Source organism: Thioclava litoralis, from assembly GCF_045278885.1.
GTDB classification, from domain to species: Bacteria; Pseudomonadota; Alphaproteobacteria; order Rhodobacterales; family Rhodobacteraceae; genus Thioclava; species Thioclava litoralis.
Map to the genome: position 1 here is coordinate 2,199,586 of NZ_CP135443.1, position 15,836 is coordinate 2,215,421.

Sequence of the window (15,836 nt, forward strand, 5' to 3'; positions counted from 1 at the left end):
ACACCTGACGCACCGATTTTCGTTACGACAGCGTCGCGAGGTCTTTCGCATCAAAGCCCTTCAGCTCGTCCATGCGGCCTTGCTTGACCTTGGTCACCCATTGCGGGTCCGACAACAGGGCGCGGCCCACCGCAATCAGGTCGAACTCGTCTTTGGACATGCGCTCCAGCAGATTGTCGAGTGACGTGACATGCGATCCCTCGCCCCCGAAGGCGGCAAGAAATTCGCCCGACAGCCCGACCGAACCGACAGAGATCGTCGGGGCACCGGTGATTTTCTTGGCCCAACCGGCAAAGTTCAGGCCCTGCGCGCCATCGATTTCGGGGAATTCCGGTTCCCAGAAACGGCGCTGCGAGCAGTGGAAGATATCGACGCCCGCCTCCTTGAGTGGCATTAACCATGCCTCCATCTCGGCGGGCGTTTTGGCCAGTTTGGCGGCGTAATCCTGTTGCTTCCACTGGCTCAGGCGCAAGATCACCGGAAAATCGGGGCCGACCGCGGCACGGACAGCCTTGACCACCTCGACCGCAAAGCGGGACCGTTCCGGCAGGGTCGCGCCCCCCCAAGCATCGGTCCGCTTATTCGTTGCGGCCCAGAAGAACTGGTCGATCAGGTAGCCATGCGCGCCGTGGATCTCGACGGTGTCGAACCCGTTGGCCTTGGCATCCCCTGCAGCCTTGCCGAAGGCGTCGATGGTGGCTCGAATATCGGCCTCGGACATTGCCACCCCGCGCGGATCATCGGGGCCCACCAGCGCCGAAGGGCTTTCGACCTCGGCCTCCGGTGCCCAATCGCCGCTGCGGGTCGAGCCGGTATGCCAGATCTGCGGTGCGATCCTGCCGCCGTTTTCATGCACGGCATCGGCCACCGCTTTCCAGCCTGCAAGGGCCTCCTTGCCATGAAAGAACGGGATATCGGGGAGATTGCGCGATGCGGGGCGGTCGATCACCGTGCCTTCGGTCAGGATCAGCCCGACATCATGGGCGGCGCGGCGCGCGTAATAGGCCGCGTTATCGGCATTGGGCACGCCAGCGGGGGCCATATTCCGTGTCATCGGAGCCATCACGATGCGGTTTTTCAGCGTGAGCCCCTTGATGGAGAAAGGGCGGAAAAGAACGTCGGTACTGGTCATTGGGTCACTCCTCGGTCGGCGCGTATCAGGCCGTTTGCTGCGGTCTGTTGGGCAGATATGAACGAAGCACTGGCAGACAAGATCGTGCGGCTGCACATATCGCGGCGTCCCTGCGCGATGCTGCACGTGCAAAGTGGCCCCGAGGGGAAACCTAGCGGAAGAATAGCTCCGCCTGTATCGCTCCGCCGACCCAGCCGATGACCGAGCCGAAGAGAAAGGCGGTTGCCCCGCGCCACACACCAAACCTGAGGAAATAGAGCGATAGCAGGACAGAGCTGAACAGGATCGCGACATCCGCCACAAGCAGACAGACGCCAAAGCCGGTTACCGGAGGGGCCCAGAACGGACCAAGCTCTTTAGCCCCCACGATGATCGGAATCCCAAGACCATTGAGGATCGTCCCAGCACTCAAACCACCAAAGTGAAGCCAACGGTTTCGCCTATGCGATACCGGCATCGCACGGCCACGCCAAGCTGCCGACCGCGCCATGATCGTGGCCGAGGTCAGAAACACCGCAGACATAACCGCGAGGGCTGCCATTACGCTGAAACGCGGGATTTCTGGATCATCAACGGTGAGAAACGCAAGCATGAGCAGGGCCGAAATCCCCCCGAGCCCCATCATCACCGTTGTTAGTAGCGAACGAAGCGCCCGCCAGATGCCGGACACGGGGCCTGAAATGGGGCCTGATGCGGGCTGCGTCCTATGTCGTTGTACGCCCCGTCTGATATCGGGGGGAATGGCACGCTTTCTGGGAAAATCTGTCTTAAATGTCATAGCAAGATTTTATGAAGAAACCCGACCAGAGGCCGGGTTTCGATTAAAGTTCCAGAAGGCTGCGGTCACCTGCGACATAACGCTTGAGCACCGCAGGATATAGCTTGTGCTCCTGCACCAGCACCCGCGCGGCCAGTGTCTCGGCGGTATCGCCTGCGATCACCGGCACACGGGTCTGGCCCAAAATCGGGCCGTCATCCAGAACTGGCGTTACCTCGTGCACGGTGCAACCGGCTTCGGTATCGCCCGCCTCGATCGCGCGCTGATGGGTATGCAGCCCCGGATATTTCGGCAAAAGCGAGGGGTGGATATTCAGCATCCGCCCCGCAAAATGCTCGACAAACTCGGGCGTCAGCACGCGCATGAAGCCTGCAAGACACAGGATATCGGGCTTGGACGCCAGAATAGGCTTGAGAAGCTCGGCCTCAAAGGCGGCCCTGTCCCGCCCGAAGGGACGGTGATCAATGGCCGCTGTCGGCACGCCCATAGCCGCCGCCTTCAGCAGACCGCCCGCTTGCGCATCATTGGATGCCACAAGCACCGGCTCGGCAAAGCCTTCGGCCTGCATGGCCTCGACAAGGCGGACCATATTGGACCCGCCCCCCGAAATCAGGATCGCGACGCGTTTCACAGAAGCTTGCCCTTATAGGCAACCCCCTTGCCAGAGGTGATCGTGCCGATCTGCGTCACGGTCTCGCCCTCGGCGCGCAGCAGTTCGGTCAGCGCCTCTGCGCGGTCTTTGGCCACCACGACGATCATGCCGATGCCCGAGTTGAAGGTCTTCAGGAGTTCCGGTTCATCCATCTTGGCGGTCTCGGCCAGCCAGCGGAACACGCCCGGCAGCTCCCAAGCGTCCAGATCGATCTCGGCGCCCAGCCCCTCGGGCAGAACGCGCGGCAGGTTTTCGGTCAGGCCACCGCCGGTGATATGGGCCAGCGCATGCACGCCACCTGCGCGGAAGGCCTTGAGGCACTGGGTCACATAAAGGCGAGTCGGCGCCAGCAGAGCCTCGCCCAGAGTGCCTTCCGCCCAAGGGCAATCGGCATCCCAGCCAAGGCCGGACATCTCGACGACCTTCCGCACGAAGGAATAGCCGTTGGAATGCACCCCATTCGAGCCAAGACCCAGCAGGATATCGCCTTCCTCAACGCCCTCGGGCAGCAGGGTGCCACGCTCCATCGCGCCCACGGCAAAGCCCGCAAGGTCGAAATCACCCTTGTGATACATGCCCGGCATCTCGGCGGTCTCGCCGCCGATCAGCGCACAACCCGATTGCGCACAGCCCTCGGCAATGCCGTTGATGATGCGGGTCGCAGGGTCCAGCTCAAGCTTGCCGGTTGCAAAATAATCCAAGAAGAACAAAGGCTCGGCGCCTTGGCACACGAGGTCGTTCACGCACATGGCCACAAGGTCGATGCCGATCGTATCGACATTGCCGGTGTCAATCGCGATGCGCAGCTTGGTGCCCACGCCATCGGTCGCGGCCACCAGCACCGGATCGTTATAGCCTGCAGCCTTCAGGTCGAACAAAGCGCCAAAGCCGCCCAAGCCCGAGACGGTGCCCGAACGCGCGGTCCGCTTTGCCGCCGGTTTGATGCGTTCGACCAGTTCGTTGCCCGCATCGATATCGACGCCAGCATCGGCATAGGTCAGACCGTTCGTTTTTTCGCTCATGGGCCCCCGCGCTCCTTGGGAAATTTCTTTGCCCTGCCATTAGCGCATGCAAGCCCGCGCGGCAATCACAGCCTGCATGATCGGACCAAGATTTCTTGACCCCGCCCGCGACTGTGATAATGAATGCCGCAATGGTGGGCCTGTAGCTCAACGGTTAGAGCAGGGCGCTCATAACGCCTTGGTTGGGGGTTCAAATCCCTCCGGGCCTACCAGCTTGACTATGTAGTTGGACCATAAGAGTGCAGATTTGGAGCATAAAGCTACCAAACCGCAGTCAATTTGGGAAATCCAACACACTTGGGTGTCTTGGTCGACACACTATCCCAAAATAACAATGCAGGTTGTTTGGCGTTCTCTGAAACGCCTCGTCGAACTACCTGCAACTGAAGTCGCAGGGCCTATGCAGCGTCACATCAAGCGGGCGCCTTTTGTGGGTCGAATTCATTCCGCGCAAAAAGCATCCAGGCCGATAGTTCTCTGCAAAGGTCCGACTCACGTCTCAAGCTTGGACATGATCAGACAATAAGGGCGGATAATGTTGAAAAACTCCGATGTAGCGCATTTTAGGCACTATATATAGATTTACAGGCACGCCAAACGGCTCATTTGGTATGTGAATTCGGTGCCGCCTGACTTTTTCAACAATATCGGCGGAAAGTGTGAATTCGCCGCGCCTGCGAACGCACATTGTCAAACACATGAAAGCGGCCATTCGGGGCTCAGCGCCGTGAACATCTGATTGCCTTCCCGACGTGCTACAGCCCCGAATTCATCGCAACCAAGCTGCGCAGCTGGATCAAGGCGGTAGCTATAAGCGCCCCTCGATGCGGACAGCATCCATTTAGCGATTTTGATCAAGCTGCCGCCGTACATGCTCCGCGACTCGGTCCGCGACCAGGCGCACCCGCGGTGCACGTCTGATGTCTGGATGCATCACCAGATGAAGCGGACGCGCCTCGAACGGAGCGTTGCAAGGCAGCTCCGTCAACTCTGGCTGCTCTGTCGCAGCGAAGCACGGCAGCATCGCGATGCCATTGCCGGCCCGCGCGCTTTCGAGAAGCGTCGCCATGTCGTTGCTTCGCACTCCAATTCGCGCTCCCGCTTTCCGAACGTACTCTTCGAGCCAGACAGCCTGCGGCAGGTCTGGCATACTGTCGTCGAAGCCAATATAAACACGCTCTGCGGCGGGCCGTTCAATCTGATCCTGACGCCCGTACAGCCCGTAAGGAACATTTCCTAGCTTCCGGACGATCAGATCCAGCCCGCTTACCGGCCCAAGCCGCAGGGCAATGTCCGCCTCGGCGCGATCGAGATCGCTGGCACGGCGCGCACCGATCATAATCGGTACAATGCCTGGATGCGTAACGCCAAGACGAGCCAGACCCGGAGCAACCAGAAGCGCCAGAAGTACTGGCGGCGCAGAAATCCGAACCTCGCCCTTCAGCTCATCTATGCTGGAAGCAGAGCGCCCAAGCGCCAAAATCTCACGTTCCACCGCCTCCGCCCGCGCTATCAGCCGAGTTGCGTTGCTCGTTGGCTGCCAGCCGCGCGGCAACCTGTCGAAAAGACGTAAGCCGAGCGCCGCTTCCAGCCCGGAAATGCGGCGCGCCACCGTAGAATGTTCGACAGAAAGACGCGCTGCCGCTGCCATCAGGCTGCCTGCGCGTACAAGTTCGAGAAAGAAGCGTAAGTCGTCCCAAGAAAGCGGAGCCTTGTGTGCATTTTTGACCATACGATGCCAAATTTCTCCTTCTTACGTCGACATATTATCAGCCTATCTTTCCTTTCAGACAAGAGAAAGGGAACATCCATGAAAGCCGTCGGACTGTGGCAGGCTCTCCCTGCCAACGCGCCTGAGGCGCTGATTGACCACGAAATTCCCGTCCCGGAGCCGGGGCTGAGCGATCTGCTGGTCCGCGTCGAAGCCATTAGCGTGAATCCTGCCGACGCACGGGTGCGAATGCGCAAAGCCGATGACGGCAAGTTTCAGGTACTCGGCTGGGATGTTGCGGGCACGGTGATCGAGGCGGGCCGCGATGCAGCCGGTTTCGTACCCGGCGATGCGGTGTTCTATGCGGGCGATCTTACGCGACCGGGCGGCAATGCGGAGTTGCATGTGATCGAAGCCGCGCTCGTTGCCAGACGCCCCGAAACAATTGCAGCCTCCTCAGCTGCCGCCATTCCGCTAACGGCACTGACGGTTTGGGAATCTCTCTTCGATAGGCTCGCTCTGCCGGAACCCGGCGAGGCAGATGTGCCGCTCGGCAAGACGCTGCTCGTGGTGGGCGGTGCGGGCGGGGTTGGCTCGATGGCGATCCAGATCGCGAAGCTCCTGCCTGGCCTCAACGTCATCGCTACGGCGTCCCGCGAGGCTTCGCGTGACTGGTGCCTGTCTCTGGGCGCCGATGCCGTGATTGACCATTCCACCGACATGCCCGCGCAGATCGTGACTCGCGGCCTGCCCGCCCCGGATCTCATACTGCTCGCCGCCGATCCCGATGGGCATTTCCCCACACTAGCACAGCTTATTGCGCCTCAGGGCCGTATCTGCTGCATCGTACCCTTCGATGCGCCGCCCGACATGAACCTGCTCATGCAGAAAAGCGCGAGTCTTGCATGGGAGTTCATGTTCACTCGCGCGATGTTCGCCACTCCCGACCGCGCACGACAGGGCGAGATCCTCGCCAAGGTTGCGACCCTGATCGACACAGGGCGGCTGACACCACCGGCGCCGCAAGAACTCGGCCTGATTACCGCACAGACTCTTCTTGCAGCGCATCGCCACATTGAGGGCAAGCGCACCATAGGCAAGTTGGTGCTCGCCGGTTTTCCTTCCGATCTCTAACCCAATCACCGACTGAAAGGACTTTCCCATGAACGATGCCGCACAGACCGCCGTCGAAATCACCCAAGCTTTCCTTGGCGCGATCTTCTCCGGAGCGATGGAAACCGCGATGGCCCTGACAGCGCCTGATGCCGTTTTCATCTCGACCAACCCGCGCAGCAATTCCGACAATGCCATGCATGGCACATTTACAGGCCACGATGGCGCCGCCGCATTCTTCGGTGGCTTCGGAGAAACGCTTGAGCCGGGCGATTTTGAGATAACGGCCGCCTTTGGCGACGACAACCATGCCGCACTTTACGGGACGCTGGCCCATACCGTCCGCGCCACCGGCAAGCCCTTCGTGAGCGATTGGGCTCTGATCACCTCCGTTGAGGACGGCAAACTAACGCTCTATCACTTCTATGAAGATACAGAGGCCCTCGCCAAGGCAATGAAGTAGGATAGAAATTCGCCAATGTCGGAGCCCGGGCTGGGCCCCGACTATACAGCCTAGGAGAATGAATAGCACATGACGGATATCATCATCCTACCCGGCATCGGTGGGTCTTCGCGCAGCGGATTGATATGGGAGCACCAGACGCCGCGGGGGCGGGTTGACTCGCACGCAAAACGACGCAGCCGTGCCGAAGGATCTGCAACCCAAGGAGTCAGATAGTAGATCGCCGCGTCGATCTGCGCGGCAATTTCGGGGCGCAGCGCAAGCCAAGCCCATTCGCGCACGCCGAAATGCGCATCATCGGCCAGCGGGCGGATTACGTCCAGCTTGGTCGCCAGAACCATATCGTCGCGTGTGCCGAATGCAAAACAGGCCCAGCCCCTCACCGTATCGGACGGATGATCGATTAGCCGCGTTGATGCATCCGCGCCCAGCTGATCGTGCAGGATCCGTGCCGCGAGCAACATGCGCCGCGTGATACCTTGTGTTTGTGCCGCGTGCATCTCATTGATCGATGCTTGATCGATCTCGGGGAAGCTGGCTTGCATCAGCTCCTGACACAAAGCCACCTACCAAGACCAGCCGTTCAACTCTGGCTGGCTGGCGGGCCGCAAGCCGCGTTGCGACTGCCGCCCCCAGCGAGAAGCCCAGCAGATCGAAACTTTCGACGCCAGCATGGTCCACCGCAGCCAGCACCTGTCCGGCCAGACGGTCCAGCGTCAGGGCCTCTACGGGATCATCGGTTAATCCCGCCCCTGCGTAATCTGGCCGGATCACCCTTCGGCCGGACAGAAACGGCATGAGGCCGGAAAAGTTCGCCTCACCGTCCCCTCCTGTCCCGTGCACCAACACTAGGGGCCGCCCCTCACCGTCGTCACGATAGCCAACGCGTGCTCTGTCATGCTGTAAATATTCGATTTTCGACATAATTCTGTTCTCCGACTTGATGTGTCGGCTCTCGTCATGCACCCTGACAGCGCTGTTAGGGTCAAATGAAAAATGGAGGTATCTCAATGCAAATCGGCGAAATTTCCCAGCGTAGTGGTATCACCGTCCGGATGCTGCGTTTCTACGAGGCCGAAGGTTTGCTTCGCCCGCACCGAACCGACAGCGGTTATCGCGACTATTCTGAAGCCGACGTTGAAGAGGCGAAACGGATAAAACAGCTGGCGGATGCTGGCCTAACGGTAGAGGCGATGCACGACCTTTTGCCCTGCATCATTAGCCCCAAACCGACATTCCACCCTTGTGACCGCTTGCGCGCCCGGCTTGAAGGTGAAGTGGCGAAACTTGACAAGAGACTGGCGGATATGGAGAGGTCCCGATCCCAGATTGCAGGCTACTTAGCTGATTTGCCAGTAGAAGTCCCTGCAGTCATGTCTCAGGAATAACGTATTTGCACCCTAGCCGACCAGCCATTCGCGAGAACGGCACGATCTGTGTTGCGATTGCAAGAGGTTGCACCGGAAGAACGAGTCCCGAGCTTTCCCTATAATCACGCTTTGGGCTTCTTGGGGTTAAAGTAGCTGGCGTTCCGCCTCGAATATTCGTGCTTGAGAAAATTTGAGAGCCTTGACCTTCAAATCCGCAGCATCAATCGCAGATTTCAATCGATCGCTGAAAAAGTAAGTGCTCGTAAGGTTCGGATCGCACCAAATATCCGCCCCCTCACCTGAAGATGCCGACACTGCCAGCACATAATGTTCGTATTTAGGTGCCCACCTTGCGTTCGGTCGTGGCTCAGTTTCTCCGTGATAAATGGGCTTTTCGATATTCTCTGATAACTCCGGTATCAAAGCTTCTTTGGTCCCATAGACGTTCATCACAAAGTGGTTGGGCAGACCCGACGGCGCGCCGTTCAAATCGGCAAGGATCGGCACCTCGAACAGTTGCACGCCAGTCATATCAAACTGCACGAGGACATCCCGCAACGCCTGAGAAATAACCTGAAGGCCGTCGATTGTTTTAAAAGCATCTCGCGCGGTCGATGGCACTTTCCTTTGGCCATCGAAGTAGAGAAATCGCGGTTTGGCTTTGGCATCTACCTTTTTGTGTAAATATTTAAAAGCATCGATAAATTCGAGCTTGTCTTCGCTATGACAGGACCAGCCAAATGAAACGATATCCAGAAATCTTGGAAAGCGAGAGATCCAAATTTTTGGCTCTTCCACCTGGCACCAGTCGGTCATTTCTGCGCATCCTTTGGGATTGTCAAAACTAATTCTATCGAAATAGCCAACTTGCCGTCGGCAGCGGTGAAGATTAGGCGGTCATCATGACAATGTCATCTGGGGTGCCGCGCGCGAAGGGCTATTGTTTCCCTCATAAGGTCGTAACCTTGCGGTATGCGACTATCATCGCTTAGCATTCTGCGCGGCGGTTTTCGAAGCCCCCCACGTATCCAATGTCACTTAGGGCTCAAACCAGACATGCGGCGGCACCATCACGAGGGCCGCACCACTGTATCGACGTCTTCGGCCCTCTCCGGACCTTCGCCAAGCTGGCTCCGCCGGAGCGCAGCTTCCCCAAACCGGCCGTCCGTGGCATCATGCAGCGTGACTCGGCAGCTCGACTTCAGCAATGCGGACTTTTCTGCCGGTAGCGGTTCGCCAGTGCGATGGCAAACGCACCGGCGAATTTAGTCAGATCAGGCTTTGAAGACGAACCTCGCCCGCGTTCAAGAAGCAAGCTTTGGAGAAGGCTCTTGGTGGAATAGGGTTCGGAAGGCGAAGGTCGGCGAGACTAGGTATCGAAGCTGCCTCCGGCTTATAGGAGCGGTCAATTTGTGAAATTGCAGCCATAATGACGCCAGTTTTGCGAGCGAATGTTTTCAACACCTCCACTTGCTCTGAAAGCGGCGGCGTTGACCTCCGCTGGTCAAGAATTTGCAGGTAGTCAATCACGGCTACCGTCCCCTCCGGTGAACCAGCCAAATAGTTAGTGATGTAGTCGGCACAGATATCATCCGTGGCAATGATCTCTGGCGTGGGCTCCGGCAACGGGTCCGCAAGAGCACAAAAGCGCTCCATTGCCTCTCGCTCCGTATATTCAAGTGAAAACAATACGCTCCGCCGCCCTTCACTTGCTGCATCAAGCAAAAGCCTTAGCCCGAGCCGAGTTTTACCGTGTCCTGGCCGTGCGGCAATCAGGAGCATGTCGCCGTTTGAAAGCTGTGGGAGCAACGTCCCGAAATCTGCCTTTTTCGATGCATGTGCGGCTAACAAGCTCCATGCTAAGAACCCTTCATTCGCAGCGATACGGGCCTGCGCTTGATACAGCGGTATATTTTGCTCTCGCGCCAACAGCTTGGCACGGCGTTTTAATTGATAGATCGGTGCGGATAGTCGCATCACGGAACCTCCATTCCGAGCCAGAAACGCAACCCCTCCTTATGCGAACGCTCGAACAGATGGCTCGATGATCTCTGACACCCCTGTATGTGCGATACTTCCCCAGTTGGAGGGAGGAGGCGCGGGTCAAGCCTGACACCAAAGCTACTCCAGTTTCGCAGCTCGCACAAGGGAACGGAGCGCAAAGGGGGCTCAAACCGGTCGAGCGGCGCTGCAGCAGCTAAATCCAAAGGCCGCGCCTCCCTATCGACGCGATCGGCCCTATGTATGTACCGGCTGCTGTTCGCAAATGATTTCTGGCATGATCTCGGAAGTCGCTCATATGTATCCGGCCTGTTGATCGACACGCGGGTCGTGGCCTTTTTGGGGTTACGCACGCGCCGTGATCTAATTAGCGGAAAGGTCCTCAAGGACCGTTAGGGCCGTCAGATTCTGGGGGCGTAATTGTTCCGTTCCATGCTTTCGATCTGTCGCGAACTCCTTTGGGTCGCCCCCGCTCAAATACCGGCAGTGACCTCGTCTCTCGGTGCGTCAAACGCGGTTCTGTGTCTGAGGATACTCCAGGCCATGCGCGCCAGTTTGTTGGCCAGCGCCACGGCCAGCTTGTTTCTGTTCATCCTCTCCGATGCGCGGATCAACCAATCGCCAAAGCTGAAGTCAGGCCATCGATTGGCACGCATCAGAATGACCTTGGCGGCCTGAACGAAGAGCATCCTCAGGTATCGACTGCCACGTTTGGAAATGCGGCCGAGCACCGTTCGGCCACCCGTGCTGTATTGTCTGGGAACCAAGCCGACCCATGCCGCAAAATCCCGTCCGCGCCCGAATGCCTCTCCCGTGCCAATCGCGGCAACCATCGCCGTCGAAATCATCGGTCCGATACCAGGAATGGTCATGACGTTGACGCAGTTCTCCTCGGTGCGGCTGATCTGCTCGATCTCTTTTGAGACCGCGTCGATCCGGTCATCCAGCCAGAGCCAGTCGCCGTATAGACCGATCAGGATGGCCCGCATGCGCGGCGATATCTCGTCTTTGCGTTCCTCGAGGATGGCCTCGAAGGAGTAGCGGATCAATCCGTCCTTGCTGACATTCGTGGTGCGCGGCGTAGAGAATTTCCGGCGGGACGTCTCGAGCGTATTTCCGGCAGGGCACGTATACCGATCAGTGGGCGTATCGTAGACAAAGTCGTCCCGCGAGGCCGCATCGTCGAGCGTTTCGATATATTCACTCACGGCGCGAGACAGCAGCTCCGGGGGCAGGCCTTCCTTGCTGTCAACGCCTCGCGTCTGATTGGCATTCGCCGGGATCAAGCTGGCATCGACACCGAAGCTGTGACCACCGACCAAACCTTCGTCGATGCATCGTTGCAGGACGGTCTCGAACAGATGACGGAACAGCCAGCTCTCGCGAAGCCGCCCCTATTTTGCCTATGCCACCAACTACCTGATCGACACCAAGAGTTCGGTGATCATGGATGTTGAAGCGACAAGAGCCATCCGCATGCTCTTCGCGCACCTCAAGCGCATCCTTGGCCTGACACGGCTGCGGCTCCGCGGACCAAACGGCGCTAAGGACGAATTCCTGCTCGCCGCCATCGCCCAGAACCTCCGCAAACTCGCGAAGCTACGCCCGCGAAGCATCAAACAGGAGGCCGCAGCATGAGCTGAACGGCCATCATACCGCCTTGAGGCGGAGGAACGGGCAATCGCCCGAATGCAGCGGCTTGGCTCAGCGACGAAGAGCCCCAAAATCGACGATTTCAGCCGACTTTTTCAACAACATCCGCCCTTTTTTTCTGGATAACGTTTCTGTTCAGTGACGAAGATCTGCCCGTCAGCAATAGTGCAGCCCGTTTTTTTTAGATGAATCTTGGTTCGCAGCGCGAAGTTTCATCGGCAATGAGCGGTTTGTCCCGAAACTTTCCTTTTGGCTAGCCATGCTTTCTGCCAAAGATAATATGCGGATTGGCTGATCGGCGGACCTACTATCGCACGGACGACCGGCAAAATCTGCATGCCACGTTTGCCTTGACCCAGCATTCGAGCCGCTGTCACCTGACGCTGAGGCGTCATCACCAACGGTCGCCCGGACACGGAATGGGAGGACTTCGCGTGGCGCAGTTCTCTTGTCGTTCGTTGGGACGTATTTTTCCGTTCCATCGTTGATAAGACCTGCAGTAACTCCGGTACGGCTTGCCTAAGTTTCAGATCGCAATCATCGCCTAGTTTGACATAGATAGACTGAGGGAGGACATGGTCTGGATGGTCACGGACTATTACGCCAAGGCCTCTCTGCGCCGCCCCTTTGAGGCGCGTGGTTTGCTGGTCACGGGCCCGTCCCGCACAGGAAAATCGACTGAAATCCGACGCCAGATCAAATCCTTGAACGATGGCTCCACGATCATGCCGGATGGCCGGCCCGCGCGCTTTGTATCGGTGGTGTTGAAAGGTCTGCTTTCGTGGAAGGATCTCGGGATCCACACTCTGGATCAGGGACTGAACTACTCGGCAACCGGGCGACTGACACAGCGGGAAGTCTGGGAACGCGTCGTCATTCAGGCCCGGGAACAGGGTGTGATCGGCATCCACTATGACGAATGTCAGCACATCTTTCCCCGCGTGACTGGCGAGGCGCGCGCGATGATCCTCGACAGCTTCAAACCCCTTCTGAAGCAGCCGGAATGGCCGCTCATGCTGATCCTGTCCGGCGTCGACAGTCTCGTGCAGCATATCACCAGCGAGGAACAACTGGCCTATCTGATGCGACCGATCTCGTTTCCCGAGGTGGCGCTGCACCGGCCCGCCGATCTGGCGGAGATGGTCAGCCTTTGCCATGCCTATGCGGATAAGGCCGAGCTGGCGTTCGACACCCTGAACACGCGGGATTTCTACGAACGGCTTGCCTGCGCCTGTGCCAATCGGTGGGGGCTCGTCATCGAGCTGCTGATCGACGCTTTCGTCATCGCGCTAGATCAGAAGGTAAGTGAACCATCTCCGCAGCATTTCTGCCTCGCCTTCACGCGCCGAACGGGTTTGCGGGAGGGCTATTCACCCTTCGCGATCGATAGCTACGAGGCGCTGTTCTCGCCGCAGAAGATCTTCGAAATATGGGAGAAACGACGGGCTGCGATCAACGCCTGACCAGCTTCCAAAGACACCTGATTGGGCTCGCGCTTTGCGCGGGCTTTTTTTTGTTTAACCGGCAGCGAAGGCGCGAGAGGCGGCGTTTGCAATTGCTCCAAATCGGCAGGGAATTGCTCCAAATGAGAAAGGGGGCGAAAATTACGATGTTATCTCAGATGGTTGCGGGTGATTCGTTTTGAGGGACGTCGGAATTTGCACTCTTATGGTCCAATGACAGACTATCTTTGGATCATAAGAATGCGGATTTGGAGCGATAAGCGACCAAACTGTAGACACTATGGGCAACCCAACCGCGTGAAGTGTCGCGATCGACGCAATGTCTCAAGATATCGATACCTGGTCCCTGTCCCGAACGCAAATGAGCGCGGAGAGTGACCCTTGCTGGCCGCAACGCGTCTCATAGGGCGCTAGATGAACAGCTTCGGCTGAAGCTGCGCCGCTATACGACTGATGCTGTGCTGTCTCGGAGGTTTGCGTTTTGCCGACGTTCCGGGCGGATGCCTTGGGTGAGAGGGGGGCAAAGCGCCGGTTACCAACCCGCGCTTGTCTCTTGATACGTGCGATGCGCTTTCGAGGGGGAGAGATGCCGGAAGGCACAGCCGGATTGACCGGATCTGGGATCGAGGTGCTCCGCTGTGCCAGCATTGACAGCGCCAGATGCTATCGGTTGCGGTTCTTCCGGATATGGAAAGGCTTTACAGCGTCCGGCAAAAGAGCCGCTTTGGTCCGTCTGTGCCGCCTCTGGCGCGGGTCTCGGGGGTTGTCCATAGGCTGTGCGCAAGGCGGCTGATCTATGGAAACGGCCGTACCGCTGCGGATTGGCGGCTTGGACAGGGCGTCCTCTTCTTACAGCGACAGGGCGCGGGGCGCTGGCGTTATTGCCGCTGGAAATGGCGGGGGGAACAGGCTATCGGCCTGTCTTGTCACAACAGTGGAAGGGACAGATCAATGACGATCAAACGTATCGAATGTGGTGCCCGTATGAGCGCCGCCGTCGTCCATAATGGCACCGTCTATCTGGCCGGTCAGGTGGGGACGCCCGGTAAATCGGTTGCGGATCAGACCCGCGACGCGCTGGCCGAGGTCGACCGTCTGCTGGCCGAAGCCGGTTCGGACAAGGAGCATATCCTGAGCGCGCAGATCTGGCTGGCCGATATGGCCGATTTTGCCGAAATGAATGCCGTATGGGATGCATGGGTCGCGGCAGGCCACGCCCCCGCTCGGGCGACTGGCGAATCGAAACTGGCCGCGCCGGACTATCTGGTCGAGGTGATCGTGGTGGCTGCCGTAAAATAAGCGCGGCATCCAAGACCCAGGGCCCGGATCCTTGGTCCGGGCCAGGGCGGGGATGGTTGCAGGTGGTGTTTCAGGCGGTCGCGGCCTCTGTTGCCAGAAGCCGGATCCGCTCGACCATCGCGCGCAGCCCGTTCGAGCGCTGGGCGGAGAGGTGGTCATTCAGCCCCAGACGGGCCAGTTCGGCCTCGGCATTGGTGGCGGTGACCTCGGACACGGTCAGGCCGGAATAGAGCGCGTGCAGAATGGCGATCAGCCCCTGAACGATCATCGCATCCGACTCACCTTGGAAATTGAAACGGGCCTCGGGGCCGGTGCCCTCGATCCGCGGCAGCAGCCAGACCTGACTGGCGCAGCCCTCGACCTTGGTTGCAGGCACTTTCACGGCATCGTCAAGATGGGGCATCTCCTTCCCCAACTCGATCACATGGCGATAGCGGTCTTCCCAATCGTCCAGAAATTCGAATGTATCGGCGATTTCTTCAAAAGCTTCGCTGGCCATCTTCCCACTCCGCAGCCTGTTTCTTGGCTTCTACCTAGACCCAGTCCGCGCAAGGGTCCAGTGCCGCCTTTTCAAAGCCCGCGCGATAGGCTAGGGAAAAGAAGATCAAGTGCCGGAGAGACCATGAGAAAACCGTTCCTTGCTTCGCTTGCCATCGTGCTGGCCCTTTCCGCCTGTGGCAGCATCCGCGAAAGCCGTATGAATCCGTGGAACTGGTTCGGTTCTTCGACCGAAAAGACGTCCACGCCGAGCCTTGCGCCGAAAGGCGGATATGCGGCGGCGCTGGCCGATAACCGCAGCGTTATCGCGCAGATCACATCGCTGGAAATCCGCAAGACCTCGGCGGGGGCAATCGTCGAGGTGACGGGCCTGCCGCCGACACAGGGCTGGTGGGATGTCGCGCTGATTGCGGAAAATGACGGGCGTCCGGTCAATGGCGAGATCCATTATACGATGGTCGGCTATCCGCCTTCCGCCGAGAGCGCCGAGGCCCACCGTGCCGGCACGGTCGGGTCGCGCCAGATCACCGCTGCGGCCTATATCGACAATTTCAAACTGGCCGATGTGCGTCGGGTGACCGTCACCGGTGCCTCGAATTCGCGCAGCGCAAGCCGCTAGGGTGCGGAGGCGGGCCGTTAAGGCTTGCCAGTTCCTGACGGATGGATAGCCTCCTGTGGATC

The 15,836-nt window shown here is 58.9% G+C and carries 16 protein-coding genes, 1 tRNA gene and 2 pseudogenes; 8 read left to right on the top strand and 11 right to left on the bottom strand.

The annotated features are described in order from the left end of the window. Positions 1-22: 22 nt before the first annotated feature. From RPE78_RS10920 to purM, 4 genes are all read right to left on the bottom strand, one after another. A complete protein-coding gene (locus tag RPE78_RS10920) occupies positions 23-1,132 on the bottom strand; it encodes an NADH:flavin oxidoreductase (RefSeq protein WP_406720555.1) in 1,110 nt (369 codons plus the stop codon). Positions 1,133-1,283: 151 nt separating this feature from the next. Beyond that, positions 1,284-1,724: a hypothetical protein gene (locus tag RPE78_RS10925; RefSeq protein WP_406720556.1), complete on the bottom strand. Its 441-nt coding sequence runs from the start codon at positions 1,722-1,724 to the stop codon at positions 1,284-1,286. 229 nt (positions 1,725-1,953) lie between these two features. After that, complete coding sequence (purN, locus tag RPE78_RS10930; RefSeq protein ID WP_406720557.1) at positions 1,954-2,541, bottom strand: phosphoribosylglycinamide formyltransferase; 588 nt, start codon at positions 2,539-2,541, stop codon at positions 1,954-1,956. Then, on the bottom strand, positions 2,538-3,584 hold the full coding sequence (purM, locus tag RPE78_RS10935; protein ID WP_406720558.1) for a phosphoribosylformylglycinamidine cyclo-ligase: 1,047 nt from the start codon (positions 3,582-3,584) through the stop codon (positions 2,538-2,540). The genes purN and purM overlap by 4 nt, the downstream gene beginning before the upstream one ends. 136 nt (positions 3,585-3,720) lie before the next feature. Here purM and RPE78_RS10940 point away from each other — a divergent pair. Continuing rightward, a tRNA-Ile gene (locus RPE78_RS10940) sits at positions 3,721-3,796 on the top strand. 629 nt (positions 3,797-4,425) lie between these two features. Here the strand turns inward: RPE78_RS10940 and RPE78_RS10945 are convergent. Next, positions 4,426-5,316 (bottom strand): LysR family transcriptional regulator, encoded by an 891-nt coding sequence (locus tag RPE78_RS10945; protein ID WP_406720559.1) that lies wholly within the window; start codon positions 5,314-5,316, stop codon positions 4,426-4,428. 78 nt (positions 5,317-5,394) lie between these two features. Between RPE78_RS10945 and RPE78_RS10950 the strand changes: the two genes are divergently transcribed. Both RPE78_RS10950 and RPE78_RS10955 read left to right on the top strand, forming a co-directional pair. Beyond that, positions 5,395-6,429, top strand: a complete 1,035-nt coding sequence (locus RPE78_RS10950) for a zinc-binding alcohol dehydrogenase family protein (protein ID WP_406720560.1) — start codon at positions 5,395-5,397, stop codon at positions 6,427-6,429. Between the two features lie 28 nt (positions 6,430-6,457). Further along, entirely contained in the window at positions 6,458-6,871 is a 414-nt protein-coding gene (locus RPE78_RS10955; protein ID WP_406720561.1) for a nuclear transport factor 2 family protein, read from the top strand. Between the two features lie 50 nt (positions 6,872-6,921). Here the strand turns inward: RPE78_RS10955 and RPE78_RS10960 are convergent, their stop codons facing one another. Further along, positions 6,922-7,416 carry a HEAT repeat domain-containing protein gene (locus tag RPE78_RS10960; RefSeq protein ID WP_406720562.1) on the bottom strand — a complete coding sequence of 165 codons (495 nt, stop codon included), beginning with the start codon at positions 7,414-7,416 and terminating at the stop codon, positions 6,922-6,924. Then, positions 7,373-7,795 carry an alpha/beta fold hydrolase gene (locus RPE78_RS10965; protein ID WP_406720563.1) on the bottom strand — a complete coding sequence of 141 codons (423 nt, stop codon included), beginning with the start codon at positions 7,793-7,795 and terminating at the stop codon, positions 7,373-7,375. Before RPE78_RS10965 ends, RPE78_RS10960 begins: the two co-directional genes overlap by 44 nt. 86 nt (positions 7,796-7,881) lie before the next feature. Here RPE78_RS10965 and RPE78_RS10970 point away from each other — a divergent pair, with 86 nt between their 5' ends. Next, positions 7,882-8,259: a MerR family transcriptional regulator gene (locus RPE78_RS10970; protein ID WP_406720564.1), complete on the top strand. Its 378-nt coding sequence runs from the start codon at positions 7,882-7,884 to the stop codon at positions 8,257-8,259. A gap of 126 nt (positions 8,260-8,385) precedes the next feature. Here the strand turns inward: RPE78_RS10970 and RPE78_RS10975 are convergent, their stop codons facing one another. The 3 genes and pseudogenes from RPE78_RS10975 to RPE78_RS10985 all read right to left on the bottom strand — a co-directional run. Continuing rightward, the gene (locus RPE78_RS10975; RefSeq protein WP_406720565.1) at positions 8,386-9,057 is read right to left on the bottom strand and encodes an imm11 family protein; all 672 of its coding nucleotides are present in this window, start codon (positions 9,055-9,057) and stop codon (positions 8,386-8,388) included. A 453-nt stretch (positions 9,058-9,510) separates the two neighbouring features. After that, on the bottom strand, positions 9,511-10,218 hold the full coding sequence (locus tag RPE78_RS10980; protein WP_406720566.1) for a DNA helicase: 708 nt from the start codon (positions 10,216-10,218) through the stop codon (positions 9,511-9,513). A 497-nt stretch (positions 10,219-10,715) separates the two neighbouring features. Continuing rightward, positions 10,716-11,288, bottom strand: a pseudogene (locus RPE78_RS10985) (IS110 family transposase); the annotation flags it as partial. 418 nt (positions 11,289-11,706) lie between these two features. Between RPE78_RS10985 and RPE78_RS10990 the strand changes: the two are divergent. The 3 genes and pseudogenes from RPE78_RS10990 to RPE78_RS11000 form a co-directional block, all read left to right on the top strand. Next, positions 11,707-11,880, top strand: a pseudogene (locus RPE78_RS10990) (IS5/IS1182 family transposase); the annotation flags it as partial. Positions 11,881-12,470: 590 nt separating this feature from the next. Then, the gene (locus tag RPE78_RS10995; RefSeq protein WP_406720567.1) at positions 12,471-13,358 is read left to right on the top strand and encodes an AAA family ATPase; all 888 of its coding nucleotides are present in this window, start codon (positions 12,471-12,473) and stop codon (positions 13,356-13,358) included. Positions 13,359-14,309: 951 nt separating this feature from the next. Continuing rightward, the gene (locus RPE78_RS11000; protein WP_339106997.1) at positions 14,310-14,657 is read left to right on the top strand and encodes a RidA family protein; all 348 of its coding nucleotides are present in this window, start codon (positions 14,310-14,312) and stop codon (positions 14,655-14,657) included. Positions 14,658-14,727: 70 nt separating this feature from the next. Here RPE78_RS11000 and RPE78_RS11005 read toward each other — a convergent pair whose 3' ends face one another. Continuing rightward, complete coding sequence (locus RPE78_RS11005; protein ID WP_406720568.1) at positions 14,728-15,156, bottom strand: SufE family protein; 429 nt, start codon at positions 15,154-15,156, stop codon at positions 14,728-14,730. A 123-nt stretch (positions 15,157-15,279) separates the two neighbouring features. Between RPE78_RS11005 and RPE78_RS11010 the strand changes: the two genes are divergently transcribed. Then, entirely contained in the window at positions 15,280-15,774 is a 495-nt protein-coding gene (locus RPE78_RS11010; protein WP_339106999.1) for a hypothetical protein, read from the top strand. Positions 15,775-15,836: the final 62 nt, after the last annotated feature.